Annotated in this window: 17 protein-coding genes; 12 read left to right on the top strand and 5 right to left on the bottom strand. The window is 73.7% G+C overall.

Annotated features, from left to right (window positions below; all coding sequences use genetic code 11):
- Positions 1-791 precede the first annotated feature (791 nt).
- Together AB5J87_RS32540 and AB5J87_RS32545 are read left to right on the top strand one after the other, a co-directional pair.
- Positions 792-2,090 (top strand): condensation domain-containing protein, encoded by a 1,299-nt coding sequence (locus AB5J87_RS32540; RefSeq protein ID WP_369381997.1) that lies wholly within the window; start codon positions 792-794, stop codon positions 2,088-2,090.
- A 49-nt stretch (positions 2,091-2,139) separates the two neighbouring features.
- Positions 2,140-2,667 carry an RNA polymerase sigma factor gene (locus AB5J87_RS32545; RefSeq protein WP_369382000.1) on the top strand — a complete coding sequence of 176 codons (528 nt, stop codon included), beginning with the start codon at positions 2,140-2,142 and terminating at the stop codon, positions 2,665-2,667.
- 48 nt (positions 2,668-2,715) lie between these two features.
- On the opposite strand, the gene AB5J87_RS32550 is transcribed toward AB5J87_RS32545, so the two are convergent.
- Together AB5J87_RS32550 and AB5J87_RS32555 are read right to left on the bottom strand one after the other, a co-directional pair.
- Complete coding sequence (locus AB5J87_RS32550) at positions 2,716-3,429, bottom strand: YoaK family protein (RefSeq protein ID WP_369382002.1); 714 nt, start codon at positions 3,427-3,429, stop codon at positions 2,716-2,718.
- Positions 3,430-3,434: 5 nt separating this feature from the next.
- Positions 3,435-4,520, bottom strand: a complete 1,086-nt coding sequence (locus AB5J87_RS32555) for a hypothetical protein (RefSeq protein WP_369382004.1) — start codon at positions 4,518-4,520, stop codon at positions 3,435-3,437.
- 134 nt (positions 4,521-4,654) lie between these two features.
- Between AB5J87_RS32555 and AB5J87_RS32560 the strand changes: the two genes are divergently transcribed.
- The 6 genes from AB5J87_RS32560 to AB5J87_RS32585 all read left to right on the top strand — a co-directional run bounded on the left by AB5J87_RS32560 (position 4,655) and on the right by AB5J87_RS32585 (position 11,311).
- Positions 4,655-6,253 carry a serine hydrolase gene (locus AB5J87_RS32560; protein WP_369382006.1) on the top strand — a complete coding sequence of 533 codons (1,599 nt, stop codon included), beginning with the start codon at positions 4,655-4,657 and terminating at the stop codon, positions 6,251-6,253.
- A 49-nt stretch (positions 6,254-6,302) separates the two neighbouring features.
- Positions 6,303-6,680, top strand: a complete 378-nt coding sequence (locus AB5J87_RS32565) for a VOC family protein (protein WP_369382007.1) — start codon at positions 6,303-6,305, stop codon at positions 6,678-6,680.
- Between the two features lie 336 nt (positions 6,681-7,016).
- On the top strand, positions 7,017-8,255 hold the full coding sequence (locus tag AB5J87_RS32570; RefSeq protein WP_369382010.1) for a phosphodiester glycosidase family protein: 1,239 nt from the start codon (positions 7,017-7,019) through the stop codon (positions 8,253-8,255).
- A 177-nt stretch (positions 8,256-8,432) separates the two neighbouring features.
- Positions 8,433-8,678 carry a WhiB family transcriptional regulator gene (locus AB5J87_RS32575; protein WP_369382013.1) on the top strand — a complete coding sequence of 82 codons (246 nt, stop codon included), beginning with the start codon at positions 8,433-8,435 and terminating at the stop codon, positions 8,676-8,678.
- A gap of 107 nt (positions 8,679-8,785) precedes the next feature.
- On the top strand, positions 8,786-9,895 hold the full coding sequence (locus AB5J87_RS32580) for a serine protease (RefSeq protein WP_369382016.1): 1,110 nt from the start codon (positions 8,786-8,788) through the stop codon (positions 9,893-9,895).
- A gap of 201 nt (positions 9,896-10,096) precedes the next feature.
- Positions 10,097-11,311: a S1 family peptidase gene (locus AB5J87_RS32585; protein WP_369382019.1), complete on the top strand. Its 1,215-nt coding sequence runs from the start codon at positions 10,097-10,099 to the stop codon at positions 11,309-11,311.
- Positions 11,312-11,472: 161 nt separating this feature from the next.
- On the opposite strand, the gene AB5J87_RS32590 is transcribed toward AB5J87_RS32585, so the two are convergent.
- Positions 11,473-12,171, bottom strand: coding sequence for a hypothetical protein (locus AB5J87_RS32590; protein ID WP_369382020.1), 699 nt, complete (start codon positions 12,169-12,171; stop codon positions 11,473-11,475).
- Positions 12,172-12,870: 699 nt separating this feature from the next.
- Between AB5J87_RS32590 and AB5J87_RS32595 the strand changes: the two genes are divergently transcribed.
- The 3 genes from AB5J87_RS32595 (at position 12,871) to AB5J87_RS32605 (ending at position 16,933) form a co-directional block, all read left to right on the top strand.
- Positions 12,871-15,132, top strand: a complete 2,262-nt coding sequence (locus AB5J87_RS32595; protein WP_369382021.1) for an FGLLP motif-containing membrane protein — start codon at positions 12,871-12,873, stop codon at positions 15,130-15,132.
- A 118-nt stretch (positions 15,133-15,250) separates the two neighbouring features.
- Positions 15,251-16,090, top strand: a complete 840-nt coding sequence (locus AB5J87_RS32600) for a class I SAM-dependent methyltransferase (protein ID WP_369382023.1) — start codon at positions 15,251-15,253, stop codon at positions 16,088-16,090.
- Between the two features lie 342 nt (positions 16,091-16,432).
- Positions 16,433-16,933, top strand: a complete 501-nt coding sequence (locus tag AB5J87_RS32605) for a lamin tail domain-containing protein (RefSeq protein WP_369382026.1) — start codon at positions 16,433-16,435, stop codon at positions 16,931-16,933.
- A gap of 114 nt (positions 16,934-17,047) precedes the next feature.
- Here AB5J87_RS32605 and AB5J87_RS32610 read toward each other — a convergent pair whose 3' ends face one another.
- Entirely contained in the window at positions 17,048-18,187 is a 1,140-nt protein-coding gene (locus AB5J87_RS32610) for a hypothetical protein (protein WP_369382028.1), read from the bottom strand.
- Positions 18,188-18,480: 293 nt separating this feature from the next.
- On the opposite strand from AB5J87_RS32610, the gene AB5J87_RS32615 reads away from it, so the two are divergent.
- Positions 18,481-19,569 (top strand): glycosyltransferase, encoded by a 1,089-nt coding sequence (locus tag AB5J87_RS32615; RefSeq protein ID WP_369382030.1) that lies wholly within the window; start codon positions 18,481-18,483, stop codon positions 19,567-19,569.
- 92 nt (positions 19,570-19,661) lie between these two features.
- On the opposite strand, the gene AB5J87_RS32620 is transcribed toward AB5J87_RS32615, so the two are convergent.
- Entirely contained in the window at positions 19,662-20,762 is a 1,101-nt protein-coding gene (locus AB5J87_RS32620; RefSeq protein ID WP_369382033.1) for a PP2C family protein-serine/threonine phosphatase, read from the bottom strand.
- Positions 20,763-20,883: the final 121 nt, after the last annotated feature.

Here is a 20,883-nt window from a genome sequence, read left to right on the forward strand (position 1 = left end):
AGGGCCCGCGGGCCTCTGGGCGGAGGCCGTCGGGCGGGCGCGTGTGATCCACTCACTGGATGAACGGAATTGCGGCACGGAAACAGGGGCGGGGAATGGCGTCGCCGAAATACCGCTGCGGGTGCGGTGCTTCGGAGAACCGGCAGTGCTCGGTGGAGTGCTGCCTTCCCCGGCTCAACAACCCTGCATGAGGGGAAGTCGGGCGGTCAAGGGGATGATCCGCCCGGGCGTGTCACCCCACGGACCGTCAAAACCCCTTCCATTACGCGGTTCAGTGTGCCGGACGCCTTGGACGCGGCCGTACGAATCTGGCCAGCTTGAGATGTTTGGTTTGCGTCAATGAACCAGCCATGACAGGTTAAAAAATCGTGCTCCTGGCAAGTGCCCGCCGGTCGTCACCGCTGTATACGAGCCGATCAAGGCGGTCGGCGAGGGCCGATGTTGAGCCAAAATCACTTGCACGTGTGAGCAGACGGCGTGAGCCCGGTTAGCGTTCGGGGATCCGTGGGTATTCCCCGACCTGCGGTGCGGGAGCGTGTCACGAGGGGGAGCTGAGGGATAGGTCACTCGGTGAACCGCCGCTCCGCACTTGCGGGTCGGCGGAATTGAGGCTTCACTGAAGCCGATTCGGGATTCGGCATCGGCGCATGTGATCGCGGCCAATGCGCAGGGTTTCCCGAGCTTTTGTGCACCCACGAAGAGATCCGCGCGGGCAGTGGTTTGCGGGCAGCACCCACGCGGCTCGACACATACCGGCCCACCGGCGGGAAAGAAAGCTGAAGGGTAGTTAAATGCAGCGCATGTTATGCCCGGTCGAGACGATCTACGTGGCGCAGCGGAGCCGTGCCGTGCTCGTGTGCACCGTGCGCGGCGCGCTCGACAAGGAGCTGCTCGCCGCGGCGTTCGCCGCCAAGGTCGCCGAGCATCCCTCGCTGCGCTGCCGGATCGCCGTCGAGGACGGGGCCGCCGTGCTCCAGCCGCTGCCGCCGGAGGACCGGCCGAGGCTGCTGGTGCGCGAGGGCGGGCCCACGGCCTTCACGGAGGAGTTCAACACCCCGCTGCCGGTGGGCGGCCCGCTGGTGCGCGCGGTGCTGCTGCGCGGCACCGACGAGCACAGCCTGGTCCTCAGCGTCGACCACACCATCACCGACGGCCACAGCGGCATCGCCCTGCAGAACGCGCTGTGGGACACCTACACGGACCTCGTGGCGGGCCGCCGCCCGGTCACCGCGGAGGACCGCGAGGAGTACCCGGAGCCCGTCTCCGTCCAGCTGCCCGAAACGTCGGAGCCCGAGCTGGAGGAGTACCTGGCGCGGCGCGTGCGGCGCACGGTGGAGCGCCCCGTCGTCAGCCTCCCCTACGCGGCCGTGGGCGCCGAGCGCACCCCCGGCAGGCCCGAACTCGACGTACGGCGGCTGGTGCTGGAGCCGCACGAGACGTCCGGACTGCTCCAGTACGCCAAGTCCCAGCGGGTGCCCGTGCACGGACTGGTGGCCGCCGCCGCCCTGACCGCCGTGCGCGGTCTGCTCGGCGACGACCCGGACCCGCGCACCCTGGGCTGCCTCTCGCCGGTGGACCTGCGCTCGCGGCTCGCCACGCCGCTGGCGCGCGAGGTGATGGTGCCCGCCGTGACGACCTGTCTCGACGTGTTCGACGTGGCGCCCGGCACCGACCCGCTGGCGCTGGCCCGCGAGGTCACCGAGAGCCTGCACACGGCCATCGACAGCGGCGAGTACCTCCATGAGCTGCACCTGCTGCCCAAGGTCCCGCAGCACCCGGCGATCCTCGCCACCAGCGTCATCGTGACCAACATGGGGCGGGTGGCCACCCCGGTGGTCCCCGACGGCCTGGAGGTCACCGACGTACGGCTCGCCCCGGCCCGCGAGAACTACTTCCCCCAGGCGGGGCGCGGCCCGGTGATGGTGTGCGTGGTCTCCTTCGGCGACCGGCTCGGCATCGAACTGCCCTACAGCACCGCCTGTTTCACCGACGAACAGGTCGAGGCCGTCCGCGGCGCCCTGCACACCGCCCTGCTCGGCTTCGCCGCCGGCCGCGACGACGCCGAGGGCCCGGTGGCGGTCCCCGCGTGAGACAGCAGCGCGCCTCCGGGAGCGCATTCGAGTCCAGGAGCACTCTGCGGTGACGACGACGAACGAGACGCAGGCCCCGGTCGCCACGGCCCTGCTGCCGCGGGCGCAGGCCGGCGACGACCGGGCCATGAACGACATCCTGCTGCACATAGAGCCCTTCGTCGGCCGGCTCTGTCTGCCGATCGCCCAGGGCCACAGCTCGGACGCCGCGCAGGAGGCGATGCTCGCCATCTTCCGCGGCATCCGGGGGCTGCGCGAACCCGAGGCGTTCTACGGGTGGGTGCGCGCGGTGACCGTACGGGAGGCGGTGCGCACCTCCAAGCGGCTGAGCCAGGGCCCGACCGACGACCTGACCGACCGGGCGCTGGACGGCAACCCCCTGGACACCGTGCACATCTCCGACGCGATGGAGCGGCTGCCCGACCAGCACCGCCAGGTCCTGGTGCTGCGGGCCGTGTACGGCATGAACGAGGAGGAGATGGCCGCCACCCTCGCCCTGCCCGTGGGCACCGTCCGCTCGCGGCTGCACCGCGCCCGCCGCAACTTCCAGAACGCCTGGCACCAGCAGAGCGCCTGACCGCCGGTGCGCGCCGCCGTCCGGGCACACCGGCCGGCGCGCGCCCGTTCAGGCCGCGGTGGCCGGTCCGGTGCGGGCCGCGTCCGCCGCCGCCAGGGCGACGGCCGCCAGCAGCACCAGCGCCGGGGCCAGCGCGGCCGAAGTGCCGTGCCGCACCTGCAGCAGTCCGCCCGTCAGGGCCCCGGTGAACATGGCGAGCACGGAGAGCAGCCGCCGTACGGTCGCCGGGCCCGGCGGGTCCGCGGCCATGCCGGTCAGGGTGAGGGTGAGCACGGTGGTCGTCAGGTCCGGCACCGCGACCTTGCGCACCACCGCGTTCTGCATCCCCATGCCGAAGGCGAGCAGCACGATCAGTACGTAGGTGATCCGGTCGAAGGCGCCGACCGCCAGCGCCACCGCGACCAGTACCGCGTGCGCCGCCACCAGCAGGGCGAACAGCCGCACCGGCGCGGCGATCCGCAGGGCGATGCGCCCACCGGTGAACGCGCCCGCCAGGAAGGCGGTTCCGGCCGCCGCCGAGGCGAGGGCCGAGAGCCCCGTGCCGCCCGCGAGCGCGAAGCCCAGGAAGACCACGTTGCCGGTCATGTTGGCCACGAACACGTGGTGCAGCCCCAGGAAGCTCACCGCGTCCACCATCCCCGTCACGACGGTGAGGACGACGAGCAGCGGCGGCAGCACCCCGTGCCGCTCCCCGTCACCGGGGAACAGCCGGGCGCCGGCGCGCCGCAGCAGGGCGGTCACCGGGGCGTGCTGCACGGTCATGCGGATCACCTCACCGGGCGTCGGTCGAGCGGGGTCACGGGGGTGCGGACGGCCACCGAGGTGCGGCGCGGCCCGGACCAGGGCGCGGGCACCGCGTCGATGTCCCGGGCCATCCGGTAGGCCAGCTGCTCGTAGTTGACGCGCCAGCCCTTGAAGTGCGGCCAGGCCGCCGCCGGATCCCGCTCCATGGGATGGCCCTGGTCGGCCATCCGCGCCACACCGGCCAGGAACTCCTCGTAGGTGAGCTGGACCGGGTCGTCGGGGTGCGGGTCGCGGTCGTACGGGATGCCCCGCAGATCGGCGATGTCGCGCAGGCACACGAAACCGGCCCGCAGCGCCATCCGCACCTCCGCCTGCGGCTGGGACGGGTTGAAGGCCAGGCGCAGGGCCGCCGCGTCCATCACGGACAGCAGGGCGATCAGCCAGTTGCGGTGGGCCTTGGGGGAGCGGAAGTGGATGAGGACCGGGTAGGTGGTGTGGCTCTCGCTCACCTCGGCGCTCCACCGCTCCCAGTTGCGGAACAGCTCGTTGAGGCTCTGCAACAGCTCCACCTGGGCGTACCGGGCGAGGATCTCCGGCCCCCAGGGAGGGCTGCCCGCCCGGGCCTGGAGGAGGGTCACCTCGGTCTCGCGCCGCTGGTAGGCACCGTAGAGGGTGGGCAGATAGCCGATCTGGAGGCCGATGACGACCGGTCCGGTGGCGGCGGCGCAGAAGTCGATGACGTTGAGCGTGACGCGGGTGCCGCTGGCGAAGCCGAGGGTGAAGAGCGAGGAGCCGGACTCGACCAGCGCGTCCTTGAGCTCCAGCCGGCTCACCGCCGCCTCCAGCAGGGCGTACCCCACCATGAAGCAGGCCAGCCAGCTGACCAGCGTCACCACGACCGCCAGCGGCGCCACCGGGGCGAGCACCCGGTCCTTCGCCTCGGCGGCCTCCAGCCGGTCGGCGACCAGCTGGAAGGGGCGGTGCACCAGCCGCTGCACGATCTGGGTGAAGCCGGACCGCGTCGGCCGGGGGATCACCAGCGTCCGCAGGACCGAGGAGAAGATCCCGAGGACGATGACGGCACCCGCGATGCCCTGTAGTACCCGCACGGCAGTTGTGTTCCTTCCCAGGTCGTGGGGGCCATTCAAGCGCACGGCGGGCCGTGCGGGCGCGGTGTGCGGCGCTCCTTGGCCGGTACGGCCCCCGCGCGACAGCGCCTCGGCGCGGGTGTTGAATGGGGAGCATGCGTGCCATACCGGGCAGGCGAGCGGGCCGGGCCCGCGCCTTCGCGGCCCCGTTCCTGGCGGTCCTGCTGACCGGGGCGAGCGGGGCGGGAGCGGGGGCCGCGGCGGCCCTGCCGGGCGCCGGGCCGCCCGCGCCCGAGCCGCAGCTGACCGGGGCCCAGGTGGACAAGGCGGTCGCGGCCCTCGACGACGACGTACGCGCCCTGATGAAGCGCACCGGGGTGCCGGGCGTCTCGGTGGGCGTGGTCTACAAGGACAAGGTGGTGTACCTGAAGGGCTTCGGGGTGCGCCGCGTCGGCGACAGCGCGAAGGTCGACCCCGACACCGTCTTCCAGATCGCCTCCCTGTCCAAGCCGGTCGCCTCCACCGTCGTCGCGGGGGTGCTGGGCCAGGGCGGCGAGAAGGACCTGGGCTGGGACACCCCCGTCGCCGGACAACTGCCCGACTTCGCGCTGAAGGATCCGTGGGTGAGCGCGCACGTGACACCCGCGGACCTGTTCTCGCACCGCAGTGGTCTGCCCGACCACGCCGGGGACCTCCTGGAGGACCTCGGCTACGACCGGGCGTACGTCCTGTCCCACCTGCGGTACGAGCCGCTCTCCGCGTTCCGCGCCAGTTACGCCTACACCAACTTCGGTCTCACCGCCGCCGCCGAGGCCGTCGCGCGGGCCAGGGGCGTCAGCTGGGAGAAGCTCAGCGAGGACACCCTCTACAAGCCCGCGGGCATGGACTCCACCAGCTCCCGCTTCGCCGACTTCGACAAGGCCACCGACAAGGCGTCCACCCACGTCAAGAACGCCGACGGCACCTGGAGCGCCAGGTACGTGCGCGACGCCGACGCCCAGGCACCGGCCGGGGGCGTGAGCTCCAGCGCGCGGGACATGACCCGGTGGCTGCGGCTGCAACTCGCGGACGGCAGGCTCGACGGACGGCAGATCGTCGACTCCGCCGCACTCGCCCGCACCCACCTGCCCGAGATCGTCTCGCAGCCGCCCGCCGGGCCCGCCGACCGCGCCGGGTTCTACGGACTGGGCTGGAACGTCGGCTACGACGAGCGCGGCAGGCTGCGGCTCAGCCACTCGGGCGCGTTCGCGCTCGGCGCCGCCACCGCCGTGACCCTGCTGCCGCAGGAGCGGCTCGGCATCGTGGTGCTCACCAACGGCAGCCCCGTGGGCGTGCCGGAGACCCTGGCGCAGGACTTCTTCGAGACCGCGCAGTCCGGCAAGCCCGGCCGGGACTGGCTGCCGCTGATCGCCGGCGTCCTGGACAAGCAGCTCAACGAGGGCCGCTCGCCCACCGACTACGCCCACCCACCGGCCGACGCCCGCCCCGCCCGCGCCGACAGCGCGTACACCGGCTCGTACGAGAACCCCTACTACGGCCGTCTCACCGTCACCGCCACCTCCTCGGCCCTGACCCTGGAGCTGGGTCCGAAACCCTTGAGGTTCCCGCTCACCCACTACAGCGGTGACGTCTTCAGCTTCGAGACGGCCGGGGAGAACGCGGTCGGCCGTACGGGTGTGACCTTCAAGGACAACACCGTGCGCGTCGAATACCTGGACGCGCACGGGCTCGGCACGTTCACCCGCGCGGGCTGACCCGCCTCCGCAGGCCGGGTGCCCGGGAGGCCGGGCGTAGGATCCGGCCATGATCGGAGAACTCCAGTGCGTGGTGCTCGACTGCTCTGACGTCCGCCAACTCGCCCTGTTCTACGGGGAGTTGCTCGGCGGCGAGGTGAACCGGCCGGATCGGCGCTGGTCGGTCGACGACGACTGGGCGACCCTGCACACCCCGTCCGGCGCCGTGCTCGCCTTCCAGCGCGTCGCGGACCACCGGCCGCCGCGCTGGCCCGACCCCTCGCGGCCCCAGCAGTTCCACCTCGACCTGGGCGTCCCGGATCTGGACAGCGCGGAAGCGGCGGTGCTGGCGCTGGGCGCGACCCTGCTCGACGGGGCCTCGGACGGGCGGGGCTGGCGGGTGTACGCGGACCCCGCCGGACATCCGTTCTGCCTCGTCAAGCACTGACCGGGGGCCGGGAGATCCGGTCTGGCGCACCCGGCCGTCACCGACCGGCGAGCACTCCACCCGCACCCCGCACCGCACCTGACGGATCATCGGCCCAGGGCCCGCCACCTCACGGAGGTGACGGGCCCTCGGTGTGCCCGTCCCGTACCCGTTCACCGTGGTTCCATCCACCGGTGCGCGGGCGTGTGGAGGCGCGGCCGGGGCGAGGGCCGACGACGGCCGCCCGTGGATGCCGCGACCGCTCCCGGCCAAATGTGCCGCGCCTACCGGTCGACGGCCGCCCCGCTCGCTACGCTGCGGCTGCCGATGCGGTGTGGTCCCACGAGATGAGGCGCGATGGGATGGTCCCGGTGCTGGGGACGCGTGGCGATGTGCGCGGTCGCCGCGGTCGGACTGGTCGTCGGAGAGGGCGCGCTGGCACCCGGCGCGGCACGCGGCGCCCCGGCCGTGACGTACGGACGCGCCGTGGCGGTCGCCCCCGGGGTGTCCTACCGGACGTTCACCGTCACCGCCTCCCACGGCCTGACACACGGTCACCTGGTGGTGGCGGACCTGGCCAACCCCCGGGTGAAGGTGGACCTGCTCACCCCCGGCGCGGTGGGCGCGCGGGCCAGGGTCACCGCGATGGCCGACGCGCGGCGCGCGGTCGCCGCCGTCAACGGTGACTTCTTCGACATAAGCGAGACCCAGCACCCCGGCGTCGAGACCACCGGTGCCTCGGTGGGCCCGGCCATCGAGTCCGGGCGCCCGCTGAAGGGCGCGGTGCCCGACGGACAGCGGTTCGGCCCCGCGCTGCCGCCCGGCGCGACCGACCGGGACGTGCTCGGCGTCAACTCCTCCCGCACCGCCCGGCTGGACCGGCTCACGCTCCAGGGCACCGCCGACACCTCCCGGGGCGAGCTGCGGCTGAACGGGCTCAACCAGTACGCGCTGCCGGTGGGCGGGATCGGTGCCTTCACCTCGCGGTGGGGAGCCACCTCCTGGGCGCGCGCCGCCTGCGGCACGGACACCTCGCGCGGCGCGCCCTGCACCCCGGCCGCCTATGAGGTGACGGTGCGGCGCGGCAAGGTCGTCGCCACCTCCGCGACCCTGGGCCACGGACCGGTGCCGGCCGGGACGTTCGTCCTGGTGGGCCGCGAGAAAGGGGCCCGCGCCCTGCGCGCGCTGCGCACGGGGGACCGGGCGAGCCTGCGCTACCGGCTCGGCGGACGCGGCGGCCCACTGGAGTTCGCGGTCGGCGGCATGCCGGTGCTGAAGGGGCGCGCCCCGCTCGGCGGACTCGACGACCGCACGGCCGCCACCCGCACCGGCGCGGGCATCGGCGGCCACGGCCACCGCCTCTACCTGGTGGCGCTGGACGGCTCCGCAGAGCAGAACTCCGGCCTCACGCTGGCCGAACTCGCGCGCCTGATGCGGGTGTTGGGCGCGGACGACGCCGTCAACCTGGACGGCGGCGGGTCGTCCACCCTGGCGACCCGGGCGCGCGGCGACCGCCACGCTGTGGTCCGCAACCGCCCGCCCGGCAGCTTCGAGCGCGCCGTGGCCAACGGCATCGGGATCTTCGCCCGCGGCTGAGGCCGTGGTGGGGGTCGCGGTCGAGGCCGGTGTCCGCCGTCTCCCACCGATGCCGGGGCCGTCGCGCGGGGCGCGACTTCCCCGGCATTGAACGGTTCGTCAGTTCCCCGCGTAAGAACGCGGGAGAGACCTGGGCGAGCCGGTCGCGGTCGGCCCGTGACGAGAGGGAGTCTTCTGGTGAACTGGCGAGAGCGCGCGGCCTGCCGCACGGAGGATCCGGAGCTGTTCTTCCCCACGTACCGCAGGCGGTTCGCGGACCAGCAGCTGGCGGACGCCAAGGCCGTCTGCCGCCGCTGCCCGGTGGCCAGTGCCTGCCTCCAGTGGGCCCTGTCGCACAACGAGAAGCGCGGGGTGTGGGGCGGGCTCAGCGAGAACGAGCTGCGGCGGCTGCGCAGGAGCATCCCCGGGCTCGAAGTCGCCTGAGCGACTCCGGGAGCCGCTGAACGCGGCGCCGCGCGGCCCCGTATCAAGCGACGCAAGGAGTCGTGTACGAGGAGGGGCCCATGCTCGTTCGCCGTCAAGTCCGCAGGATGGCCGCATGGTTGCTCGTCGCCGTGGTGGCGGGCCTGGCGGCCTTCACGGCGACCAGACACTCGCTGGAGCGCCAGGACTCCCGGGCCGTCGGCGCCGCCGATCCGGTGGGAGCCCGGCGCGACGTCCCGTCCGGCGCCCCGGGCGGGCGGCGGGATTGGAGCGTGGACCGGTGGCTGCGGGACGCGGCGGACTTCGTCAACCCGGTGATCGACGGACTGTGGGGCCCGGCGCGGATGGCCGGAGCCACCGGCGGTGAACGGTCGTACGACGGCAGCAGCATGCCGCGCGGGGTCTCCGATCCGGAGCCGGCCCCGGTGGCCGCCCAGCCGGTGGGCCGTCCCTACGCCGAGCACGCACCGGCCGCCGGACGGCTCTTCTTCGACACGCCCAAGGGGCCCGCCGCCTGCTCCGGCACGGTCGTCCGCGACCCGGCCCACCCCGGCCGCTCCGACCTGGTGTGGACGGCCGGGCACTGCGTCCACGCGGGCAAGGACGGCGGCTGGCTGCGCGACATCGTCTTCGTGCCCGGCTTCGACAAGGGCGGCCGGGAGGCGGCGGGCGCCGCGCGGCGGGTGGCACCGCTCGGCATATGGTGGGCGGACTGGGCGCAGACCGCCCAGCAGTGGATCGACCGGGGCACGGCCGGCGCCGGGCCCGGCGCCGCCTTCGACTTCGCGGTCGTGCACGTACGGCGCGCCGCCGGGGCCACCCGGTCGCTGGAGGAGACGGTGGGCGCGGCGGTGGACGTCGCGTTCGACACCGGTGCGGGCGGCACGGCGGGCGTCGGGCCCGGGAGCCGGGTCGACATCGTGGGGTACCCGGCCGGCCGCCCCTTCGACGGGTCGTCGCTGTTCGAGTGCACCGGCCGGCCGGGCTCGTTCTCCGTGGCCGCCGACCAGCCGAACATGTACCGGATGGGCTGCACCATGACCGAAGGTTCGTCCGGCGGCGGCTGGCTGGTGCGCCGCGCCGACGGCGGACTCGTCCTGGTCTCGAACACCTCACTGGGCTCGCGCCCCGCCGCCTGGCTCGCCGGACCGCACCTCGGCGCGGACGCGCAGCGCGTACTGGCCGACGTCAGCCGACGGTTCGCCGACAGCGGCTGATGCGGTCCCGCGCGGCCCTGCCCGAGCCCCCGCACAGTCGCTGACCACCTGTCAGGAATATTCATCTGCAACGCCAGTGAACACCCCACCCGTCACATCCGTACTGAGGGGCGCACACCCTCGGACGGTGGTGAACCGTCCGTGCAACAGAGCGCAGGAGGCGGCGAGTTGACTCACAGGCGGATACCCAAGAGGCGGGCCGTGCTGGCAGGTGCGGGAGCGGCGGGCGTCATCGCGGCGGCGGTCCTGATCCCCCACGCGAACGCCTCGCAGACGGAGGACCCCGCACCCGGAGCGACCCCCGCGGACAAGGCCGGAGCGGCGGCGGTGCTCGCCCTGCCCGGCAGGCTGGGGGACGCGTTCGCGGGCTCGTACTACGACCCGGCCAAGCGGCAGTTGGTGGTCAACGTCGCCGGTGGTGACCGCGCCGCCGCCGCGCAGGTGCGCGAGGCCGGGGCGGTGCCGCGCGCGGTCGCCCACAGCGCGGCCCAACTGCGCTCCGCCGCGCACACCCTGGCCCGTACGGCGACGATCCCGGGCACCGCGTGGGCCATGGACCCGCGCACCAACCGGATCGTGGTCTCGGCGGACCGCACCGTACGGGGAGCGAATCTCACCAGACTGGAGAAGGCCGTCGGCTCCCTCGGCGCGGACATGGCCCGGATCAACCAGTCGGCCGGCCGCTTCACCCCGTTCAGCGCGGGCGGTGACGCCATCTTCGGCGGTGGGGCCCGGTGTTCGCTCGGGTTCAACGTCACCACCGGGGACGGGCGCCCGGGTTTCCTCACGGCGGGCCACTGCGGTGTGGCGGCCCGGCAGTGGTCCCTGAGCGCGGGCGGCGGGCCCGCCGCGACGGTCCAGCAGGCGACCTTCCCCGGCAGCGGCGACTTCTCGCTGCTCACCTACGACGACGCCGCCACCGAGGCGCCCAGTGCCGTCGACACGGGATCGGGGCGGCTGGTGCCGATAGCGCGGGCCGTCGACGCGTCGGTCGGGCTGCGCGTCCAGCGCATGGGCAGTACCACCGGCCTCAAGGAGGGCACGGTCACCGGCCTCGACGCCACCGTCAACTACCCGGAGGGCACGGTGAGCGGGCTCATCCAGACCGATGTGTGCGCCGAACCCGGCGACAGCGGCGGCTCGCTGTTCACCCCGGACGGCGGCGCGGTGGGGCTCACCTCGGGCGGCAGCGGTGACTGCGAGGCCGGTGGCGAGACGTTCTTCCAGCCCGTCACCACGGCGCTGGCGGCCACGGGCGCCACGATCGGCGACGGCGGCCAAGGCCAAGGCCAAGGCCAAGGCCAGAGCCAGGGCGAGGACCAGGGCCAGGGGCAGGATCCGGGCCGGAACCAGGGGCAGGACCAGGGCCAGAGGCAGGGCCGCGGTCCGGGACAGGAGGTGAACGCGCGCCCCTGATCGGCGCACCGCCCCGGAGCGGCGGGTGGAGCGACAGCGGTCGCCCCACCCGCCGCGTTGCGCCGTCTCCGGGAAACCCCCTCGCGGCCCGTGCCGCAAGGAACCGTTTCCGACGGCCCGTTGGTGCGTGGCCACCCCCGGGAGGGTGGCCACAGCGTGCCTCAGCCCTCGGCGGGAGCCGGGACCGCCTCGGCAGCGGGTGCGGTCGCCGTGGCCGTCTCCGCGCCCGCCTTGGTGCGCAGGGCGGTGTAGAACACCGAGCCCTGCTTGCGCTCCCGCTCCAACTCACCCTTGGCGACGAGCGCTTCGAGCGTGTTGCGCACGACCTGCGGGCTGGTCTTGCGGTCCGGGTGCGCGGTGGTGAGCTCACCCACGATGTCCGCGACGGTACGCGGCTCCTGGTGGCCGTCGAAGAGGCCGAGCACCAGCTCGCGCAGGGTGGGACCACTGCTGTCGGCGGTGGCGCGGGTGCTCTTCTTGGCGGGGGCCGTCTTGGGCTGCGCGGCGGTCTTCTTGACGCTCTTGACCGCCTTGGCCGCCTTGGCGGGGGCCTTGGCGGCCCGCGGCTTCGGCACCGCGGGGGCGGGGGCCGCCGCCGCTGCCGGTGCCGACTTGGCCGGGGGCTTCGCGGTCGCCCGCTTGCGGGTGGCGGGCGCGGCCGGTGCGGCGGTGTTGCCGCCGAGGGTGTGCCGCATGCTCTGGAGCAGACCGTGGTCCCGCTCCAGGTCGGTCAGTTGGGTCTGCAGTGTGTCGAGTTCCTCGCGGATGCGTGCCTGGTCCTGTTGGTTGGCTTCCAGATCCGCGGTGACCTTCGCCGCGTACTGGTCCTTGAGTGTGGTGGTGTCCGGCTCGTCCGCCATGAGAGTTCACTTTCCTCGTGCTGGATGTTGCCGCCGGATGCTACCCATCAAAGTGGCAACAGCACAGGTGAGTGCGCACAAGATTCACACGTTGGAGATGCGGGAAGGCGCGAATCAGTGGGTCCGAGGTTGGTCGGTGGGTGTCTGGAAGGGAGTTGGCGGCACACCTACGGAACGACGTATACGCGGTGTCGGACCGGAGATCGTCCTGGTCAGGGGGGCGCGCGGGGCGCGTTGACTGTCGGGGCGCGCTTCCGTGCGCCGTGGGGGACGGAAACGACGCAACGTGCCCGGACGTCAGAACGAGTACACCCGAAGGAGGACGGTCGGGGGAGACCGTGACGGTGTCAGGGGGCGGCTGTGGGTCTGAAGTGGCGGTTGCGCGCATTACGGTTCACGGTGCTGCCGGTGGCCGTGCTCGTCGGTGTGTCCGCCCCGGGGGCGGCGCACGCGGCGACGGACGGCGGCGGGGCACCGACGGCGGCGGTGGGACGCGCGGAACCCACCCCCTCGGCCCTGCTCACCCCCTCGAAGCCGGCGCCGGGCCCCGGCCCCACGACCTCCCGGTCCTCACCCTCGCGTTCCGTCGACCCGTCGCCGGACCCCAGCCCCACCCGCTCCCGGCCCTCCCCCTCACTCTCGCCCTCGCGTCCCGTCGTCGCGGGGCCGGACCCCAGTCCCACACCATCGGAACCACACGTGTCGCCGCGGCCACCGGTCCCGCCCGTACTGGTGGCGGACCCGCCCGAAGTAGCGCGGGCCGACGGCGCGTTCGTCGCCCTGAAGGGCAGCCGCTTCGACTGCGCGACCGAGGGACCGGCAGCGGCGGGCCCGCTCACGGTGAGCGGCGACGTGCCGACGGGCCACCTGCGGACCGACGCCGAGGGCGGATTCACCTACCGGATCACTTTGGCCAAGAACACCCCCCTGGGCACCTACACCGTCGTCGCGAGCTGCGACGACCGGCCCACCGTGACGCAGGAGACGACGTACGAGGTGGTCGCGGCCACTTCACCTCCCGTCACCGCACCCCCACCCGCCCTCACCCTGGACCCCGCATCGGGTGCGCCGGGCACGAAGGTGGACGTGCACGGCAAGGGCTTCGTGTGCCGAGGAGCGGCCCGTGTGCTGTGGGACGGCGGAGAGCTCCCGGGGATCCGGGCCACCCCGGGCACCGACGGTGGGTTGGACAGCTCCTTCACCGTGCCCGCCGGCGCCGGAGCGGGGACGTACAAGGTGACGGTGACCTGCGAAGGAGCACCCACGGCCACCCGTTCGGTGAACGGGACGGGGGCCACTGCGGTGGAGGCGGCGGGCGGCTCCCTCGCGGCCTCGCGGACGTTCACCGTCACCCGGCCGCCCGTCACACCGCCCCCCACCGGCCGGTACGAGATCACCATCCACATGAGTGACTACCCGGCCGAGTGCACCTGGGGCCGGATCCTCGTCGGCGGGAAGGCCGTGCTCGCCCCCTGGTTGGACGGCGACTCCGCCAAGGGCGATGCCGCGCCCGGCCGTTGGAGCTTCATCGACCTCCACGGCTTCATTCCGCCCGAGTTGAAGGGCACCGAGCCGGTCGACCTCGACTGCCCCGGCCGCGCCGTGGAGCGCGCGGGGACGATCGATCTCCCGGCGGGTCCGTTCACCGCGTTCTTCCTGCCGCGGGGCACCCCGCACGACGACCACGAGGAGGGCCCCGGGGACAGGGCGGGGGTCCTGCCGAGGCCGTGGATCCCCGGACTTGACCCGTCGATGTCTCCCCCTCCACCGGATCCCACCCCGTCCGGTCCCGCCTCACCCGGCGCCACCCCCACGGCCTCGTCGAGCGGTGGTTCCGGTGCGGGCGGGCCCGGCGGCGCGACGTCTTCGCCGGACCCCGACCCGTCCGAGGACGGGCGGGTGACGGGGCAGGCGGACGGCGGCGGGCACCACGGCCGGGTGCTGGGCCTGGCCGACAGCATGCGCACCCCCGCCGAAGTCTCCTGGGCCCTCAAGGACCTGGCCGGGTCGGTGGGGATGGCGGCCTGGTTCCTGCTGCTCGTCCTGCTGCTGGAGAAGGCGTTCCCGTCCCAGCTCGTGGAGAACGCCCTGGGCCGCTGGTGGCGCGGGCGGCGCCGGGAGCGCGGCGTCCGCACCCGCGCCGCGCGGCTGCCGGGCTGGCTCAGGATGGGCGCGTTCGCCCTGCTCGGCGGCGCGCTGGTGGTGTGGGCGGACGCCACGACGCGCTGGACCGCGTCGACGGTGACCAAGGCCCTCGGTGCGGCGGTCGGCACCCTGCTGATCCTGGTGGTGTACGAGAAGACCAAGGACTCGCTGCTGCGGCCCGGCCGCGGCGGTGCGCGGGCGGAGTTGCGGGTGGTGCCCGCGGGACTGGTCCTGGCGGTCCTGATGGCGGCGCTGTCCCGCTTCCTGGCCTTCCCGGTGCCGTACGTGTACGGCCTGGTGGCGGTCTACGTGGTGCTCGGCACCGAGCCGCCGGGCCGCCGCGATCCCCGGTTCTCCATGCCGAAGGGGCAGGCCGTGATGATCGGCGGCATCTGCGCCCTCAGCGCCTCGCTGCTGGTGTGGGCCGTGGGCGCGCCCCTGATCGAGTCGGGCCGCACGGCGGATCCGCACGGCCTCGCCCATGTGGCCGCGTACACGGTGGGTCTCATAGTCGTGGGCGGGATCGAGGTCGTGGTGTTCGGCATGCTCCCGCTGACGGGGATGGACGGGCACGAGCTGAAGAGCTGGAGCAAACCGGCCTGGTACGGCCTGTATCTGGTGGCCCTCACCCTGTTCTTCCACGTCCTGCTGCACTCCGCGCACCCCGGCTTCGGCCCCGGGTTCCTGGTCTCCAAGGACCTGCGCTGGTGGACCCTGGGCATCGCCACGGCCCTGTTCGCGGCGGCCTGGGTGTTCTCGCTGGCGCTGCGCGGCCATGTGGCCCGGCTGGAGCGGCGGATGGCGCCGGTGGGCTGAGCGTCGGTCCAGGGGCCCCGGTGCGGACCGGCGGGCGACGGCGTGCGCGGGGTGACCGGCGAGCCGATGATGGGACACCGGTGCCGGGTACGTACACGAGGGACGGGACGCAGTGATGATGCCGCAGGAACCAGCGGACGAGCGGTGGTCGCCGGAGGCGGACCGGGCCTGGTCCGGGCAGGCGGGCGCGGAGGCGTTCGCGGCGGTGGAGGCGGCGACGGACTGGCTGCTCGGCTACCCGTTCGTGTTCCGGGCGATCGCGCGGGGGAGCGGGCGGGGGAGCGGGCCGGGCGGTGTGCTGCTGGACTTCGGCTGCGGCCCGGGCCGGGTCGCCGAGCATGCGGCCCGGGCCCTGGAGATGCGGATCATCGGGGTGGACGCGTCGCCGGAGATGCTGGCACTGGCGCGGGAGCGCGGCACACCGGGCGCGGAGTACCACCTGGTGGCGCAGGGGCGGGTGAGCGGGCTGGCGGACGCCTGCGCGGACGCGGCGATGTGCAACCACGTCCTGGCGTCGCTGTCCGACGAGCGGACGATCCTGGAGGTGTTCACCGAGATCCACCGGCTGCTGCGGCCCGGGGCGCCGTTCGCGCTGCTGACCACCGACCCGTCCTGCGCGGGCATCGAGTACGCCTCGCTGCGCGTGGGGGAGCCGGGTGCCGACTACGGCCCGAGCGACCCGCTGTCCGTGCGCCTGCGCCGCACGGACGGCACCTGGCAGACGGTGCGGAACCACGCCTGGCCGGTCGGTGTGCTGCCGCCGCTGCTGGAGCGGGCGGGCTTCACCGGGGTCGCGCAGCACCGTCCGACACCGGACGAGGCGGCGGGCGTCGCAGATCCGGACCATGTGCGCGGCCGTGCGTGGACGGCGGAGCGGGCGCGCCCGCCGCTGGTGGTGACGACGGCGGTGAAGCGGGCCGACTCGCACCGGGAGCGTGTTGCTGAGCCGTGCGGGTGAGGCGAGTGGCGGGCACCGTTACAAAGGGCGCGGGCGGCGCGGTGGACGCGGGGCTGGGCCGTACGGGTGGCGGGAGGCGGACGCCAAACCGTTTCTGTTTCCCCTTCGCGCGGGTCGGTGTGTGCAACACGGAAGTGGCTGAACTGGACGTCGGCGCCGGGTTTTTGAGGCGGACAACGGTTACGGATATGTCCGGACTTCGTAAAGTGCGCCGGTCCCGCGGCCGAGTGCGGTGCCGGCGGGCCAGAGTGTGGGTCCTCGGCACCAGCCGGGAACCTGGCCCGCTCCTTCCGCGGCCCGCACCGGGCCCGTGACGGGGCTTGTCCTTGAGAGAGCACGCACATGTCTGCTTCGCGCACCAGCCGCCGTATCTTCGCCTCCGTCCTCGCCGCCGGCACCCTCCTCGGGGCCGCGGCCCTGCCCGCCGCCGCTGCGGACGGCCACCACGGGCGCGCGCCCCACTCCGACGTGGTGATCGGCAAGGTGCAGTACAACAGCCCGGGCCGAGACGACCGCTCCAACCGCAGCCTGAACGCGGAGTGGGTCGAGGTCAGGAACAACGGCCGCAAGGCGGTCGACCTGAACGGCTTCACCCTCACGGCCGGTGACGGCACCCGCTACCGCTTCCACCACCTGCGTCTGGAGGGCCACTCCGCCGTCAAGGTCCACTCGGGCATGGGCCGCGACAGCATGCACGACGTCTACCAGGACCGTCACAACTACGTGTGGGACAACCACCGCGACACGGCCACCCTGCGCACCGACCGCGGCCGGGTCCTCGACACGGCGATGTGGGGCCACGAGCGCCAGGGCGGCCGCCGGGGCGGTCACCCGCACCACTGACGGTGGAGGTGGCCGGGCCCCGAGGCACGGGGCCCGGCCACCGTCCGGTACGGCGGTGTGTCCCGCGACCAGGGGACGTCGAGCAGCGGTCGCGGGGCACACCGCACGCCTGTGTCAGGCCGGCGGCCTGCCCTGTTTGATCAGGGCCGCGTGCCGCAGGGTGCCGGGCACGGGTGTCGCCAGCTGGGTCCAGCCCTCGTCCCAGACGAACGTCATGCCGTTCGTGTCGCCGTGCGTCTGGAAGACCGTCCCGTCGGTGGTCACCACCTTGATCCAGGTGTCATTGCCCTGCGAGGAGATCGCGATCCCGCAGACATTGGCCGGGTAGTTGGGGTTGTCGGCGTTGGTGAGGTCGGTCCAGACGATCGGTCCGCCGGGGGCGGCCTGCCGGCCCGCGTACGCCTTGCCGTTGATGAGGACGGCGGTGAAGTCCTCGGTGTTCGAGGGGGCGTGCCCGCTGATGTCGTAGCAGGGGCCGGTCGGGCCGGTGGCACCCGTGGGGCCGGTCGCGCCCGTGGCCCCTGTCGGGCCGGTGGCGCCTGTGGCTCCCGTGGCACCGGTCGCACCCGTGGGGCCGGTGGCTCCGGTAGCACCAGTGGCTCCTGTGGCGCCGGTTGCTCCAGTGGCCCCCGTCGGGCCGGTGGGCCCGGTCGGGCCGGTGGCTCCCGTGGCTCCGGTGTCCCCTGTGGCGCCTGTCGCGCCCGTGGCGCCCGTAGCCCCGGTGGGGCCGGTCGGCCCGGTGGGGCCCGGGTCTCCGGTCGGACCGGTGGCGCCCGTGGGGCCGGTGTCACCGGTCATCCCCGCGGGTCCGGTGTCGCCGGTCGGGCCGATGGGCCCGGTGGCTCCGGTCGCGCCCGTGGCCCCTGTCGGGCCGGTCGCGCCGGTCGGACCGGTCGCTCCGGTGTGGCCCGCCGGTCCGGTCGGTCCCGGTGGTCCCTTGGGGCCGGTGGGGCCCGTGGGGCCGGGCGGACCCGGTTTGCACTCGTGGTCGCCGCCTCCGGCGACGGTATCCGCGGCATTCGCGGCCTTCTTCAAGGGCTTGGGCGGCGGATAGCAGTGGCCGTCGCCGCCGCCCCCGCCGCCCGTGGGCGAGACGAGACGTGTGCCGGCCGCCTGTGGTGCAGCCGCCGCCTGGCCGGCCGCGCCTGTCAGTACGAGAGCCAGCGACGCGAGGGCGCCGCCGGCGAGCCATGTGCCGCGGCGCGGCAGCGGGCCGAGCCGCGACCGTGACGGGGACCTGTACTCAGAGCTCATTTACGCGCTCCCTGCCTCAACGAGTTGTGAGCGTTTCCGTGAATGCCAAAGGAACATCCCCGCTCGTGGGGGAAGCGTTCGCCGGTGACCCGTACAACGCGGCCAGTGGTCAGCGGATCGGACTAGTCATACCGCCCGGACGGCGCAACGAACGGCCGTCGCACCGGCCTCGCGGATACGCCGAACGAGTGCGATGCGGCACCGCTCCGGCGTGGCCGGTCCGGATCGGTCCGGTGCCGATGTAGAAGTGGGCCGCCGTCCGAGCGGGCGCACTGGACCGGGTGGGTGATGTCGTGAAGCCGTCCCTCTGTCTCTGCATGATCGTCAAGAACGAGTCGCGGGTCATCGAGCGGTGCCTCGCCTCCGTGCGCGATCTGGTGGACACCTGGGTCATCTCCGACACGGGCTCCACCGACGGGACGCAGAAGCTGATCCGCGCGGCCCTGGACGGCATCCCCGGCGAACTGCGCGAAGAGCCCTGGGTGAACTTCGGCCACAACCGCTCCCTGAACATCGCCCACGCCCGGGGCAGGGCCGACTACCTGCTGCTCCTCGACGCGGACCTGGTCGTCCGCCGCGACGGCCCGCTGCCCGAGCTCACCGCGGACGCGTACATGCTGCGCCACGAGGGCACCACCTCGTACCGCATCAAGCGCCTGGTGCGCGGGGACATCGCCTGGCGCTACGAAGGCGTCACCCACGAATACCTCACCTGCGACCGGGCGACCGGCCAGGAGAACCTCGACGCCCTGGCCATCCGGGACTTCGCCGACGGCGGCTCGCGCCACGACAAGTTCGAACGCGACGCCCGGCTGCTCGGCGCCGAGCTGGAGCGCGACCCGGACAACGCGCGCACGGTCTTCTACCTGGCGCAGACCATGCGCGACATGGGCCGCACCGAGGAGGCCGTCCCCCTCTACCAGCGCCGCGCGGACATGGGCGGGTGGGCGGAGGAGGTCTACTACTCGCTGCTCCAGGTGGGTGTGCTGCGCGCGGAGTCCGGCGACTGGCCCGGTGGCATGGACGCGCTCGTACGAGCCTGGGAGGCGCGTCCGGAGCGGCTGGAGGCGTGCTACGAGCTGGCGGCGCGGCTGCGCACGATGGGGCGCCACCACGCGGCACACGCGTTCGTGCGCGCGGGGCTCGACCGTCCGGTGCCGGAGGCGGACCTGCTCTTCACCCAGCCCTGGGTGTACCGGTGGGGGCTGCTGTTCGAGTACTCCATCACCACGTACTGGACCGGTGACTTCACCGCCTCGCTCCAGGCGTGCGACCGCCTGCTCGCGATGGCGGACCTGCCCGAGTCCTACCGGCGCCAGACCGAGGCCAACCGGCGCTTCGCGGCCCGCAGGCTGGGATCGGTGCCCGCCCCCGTGGTGTGACGCCGACCACCCGCGGAGGGACGCCCGCCTCCGTGGCGTGACGCACGCCCACCGGCCGTCGCCCCGCCCGGTCCCGTGCGTCCCCCGCCCCGTCACTCCAGCCGCTCGATCGCCACCATCGCCGCGTCGTCCCCCAGCCGCCCGCCCTCGGCATGGGCCAGCAGGTCGTCGCGGAGGTGGCGCAGCAGCGCCTGCGGCCCGGTGCCCCGCCAGGCGGCCACCCGGGCCGTCAGCGGATAGAACGTGCCCGCCGCGTCGCGCGCCTCGATCACCCCGTCCGTGTACAGCAGCATGATGTCCCCGCGCTCGAAGGCGAACGACTCGGCGGTGAACGCGGTCTCCACGAGCGAGGCCAGCCCCAGCGGCGGCGCCGGACGGAGGACGTCCAGGGCGATCACCCGGCCACCGCGCAGCAGGAGCGGCGGCGGGTGACCGCAGTTGATCAGGTGCAGCGCCTGCCGGTGGTCGGGTACGTCGAGCACGGCCGCCGTGATGAACGCCTCGGCCGACTCCGGCCCGGCCGTTCCGTCCGGGTCCGGGGCGACGGCGCCCTCCAGATAGCCGACGAGCCCGGACAGCTCGGCCTCCTGATGGGCCGAAGCCCGGAAGGCGCCCAGGACGACGGCCGCGTCCCCCACCGCCTCCAGCCCCTTGCCGCGTACGTCGCCGATCAGCAGCCGGGTGCTGTCGGCGGTGCGCGCGGCGGCGTACAGATCGCCGCCGATCCGCGCCTCGGCCTCGGCCGCGAGGTAGACCGACGCCATCCGCAGCGGGCCCAGACGCTCGGGCAGGGGCCGCAGCACCACCTGCTGGGCGGTCTCGGCGACCGAGCGCAACTGCACCAACTGGGCCTCGTGGACCTCGCGCAGACGCGCGAAGAACGTGACGAAGACGCAGATCAGGATGAGCGAGACGATCTGCACGGAGTGGTTCAGGTCGGTGACGCTGCCGCGGATCATCGCCACCACCACTTGGGCCAGCACGGCCACCGCGCCCACCGCCCCCGTGGTCCGGGGCCCGGCGAAGGACGCGGTGAGGGCGGGCGCCGCGACCAGGGACGGGCCGAGGTGCACATCGGGCGGAGCGAGCACGTCCACCACCGTGACGAGCGTGATCAGCGCGAACGGTGCCGCCAGCAGGGCGTGGCTCGGTCGGCGCGGGCGGTGCGGCAGGCTCAGTGCCCGAAGATCCATGGGTCCTGCTTACACCGCGCCGCGCCGCGGACCCCGAAGCCCGGCCGGGACGGGGACGGCGGTTCGCACCGGTGCCCCACCCCGTGCCCGGGCGCGCCGGAAGTGGCGGGGAAACCTTGAC

Source organism: Streptomyces sp. cg36 (assembly GCF_041080675.1).
In the GTDB taxonomy this organism is placed as follows: Bacteria; Actinomycetota; Actinomycetes; order Streptomycetales; family Streptomycetaceae; genus Streptomyces.

Excerpts from the sequence above, each read along its gene's own strand:
- AB5J87_RS32540 (WP_369381997.1), top strand. The coding sequence starts at position 792 with ATGCAGCGCATGTTATGCCCGGTCGAGACGATCTACGTGGCGCAGCGG.
- AB5J87_RS32550 (WP_369382002.1), bottom strand. The coding sequence starts at position 3,429 with ATGACCGTGCAGCACGCCCCGGTGACCGCCCTGCTGCGGCGCGCCGGC.
- AB5J87_RS32560 (WP_369382006.1), top strand. The coding sequence starts at position 4,655 with ATGCGTGCCATACCGGGCAGGCGAGCGGGCCGGGCCCGCGCCTTCGCG.
- AB5J87_RS32565 (WP_369382007.1), top strand. The coding sequence starts at position 6,303 with ATGATCGGAGAACTCCAGTGCGTGGTGCTCGACTGCTCTGACGTCCGC.
- AB5J87_RS32570 (WP_369382010.1), top strand. The coding sequence starts at position 7,017 with ATGGGATGGTCCCGGTGCTGGGGACGCGTGGCGATGTGCGCGGTCGCC.
- AB5J87_RS32580 (WP_369382016.1), top strand. The coding sequence starts at position 8,786 with ATGGCCGCATGGTTGCTCGTCGCCGTGGTGGCGGGCCTGGCGGCCTTC.
- AB5J87_RS32590 (WP_369382020.1), bottom strand. The coding sequence starts at position 12,171 with ATGGCGGACGAGCCGGACACCACCACACTCAAGGACCAGTACGCGGCG.
- AB5J87_RS32600 (WP_369382023.1), top strand. The coding sequence starts at position 15,251 with ATGCCGCAGGAACCAGCGGACGAGCGGTGGTCGCCGGAGGCGGACCGG.
- AB5J87_RS32605 (WP_369382026.1), top strand. The coding sequence starts at position 16,433 with ATGTCTGCTTCGCGCACCAGCCGCCGTATCTTCGCCTCCGTCCTCGCC.
- AB5J87_RS32610 (WP_369382028.1), bottom strand. The coding sequence starts at position 18,187 with ATGAGCTCTGAGTACAGGTCCCCGTCACGGTCGCGGCTCGGCCCGCTG.
- AB5J87_RS32620 (WP_369382033.1), bottom strand. The coding sequence starts at position 20,762 with ATGGATCTTCGGGCACTGAGCCTGCCGCACCGCCCGCGCCGACCGAGC.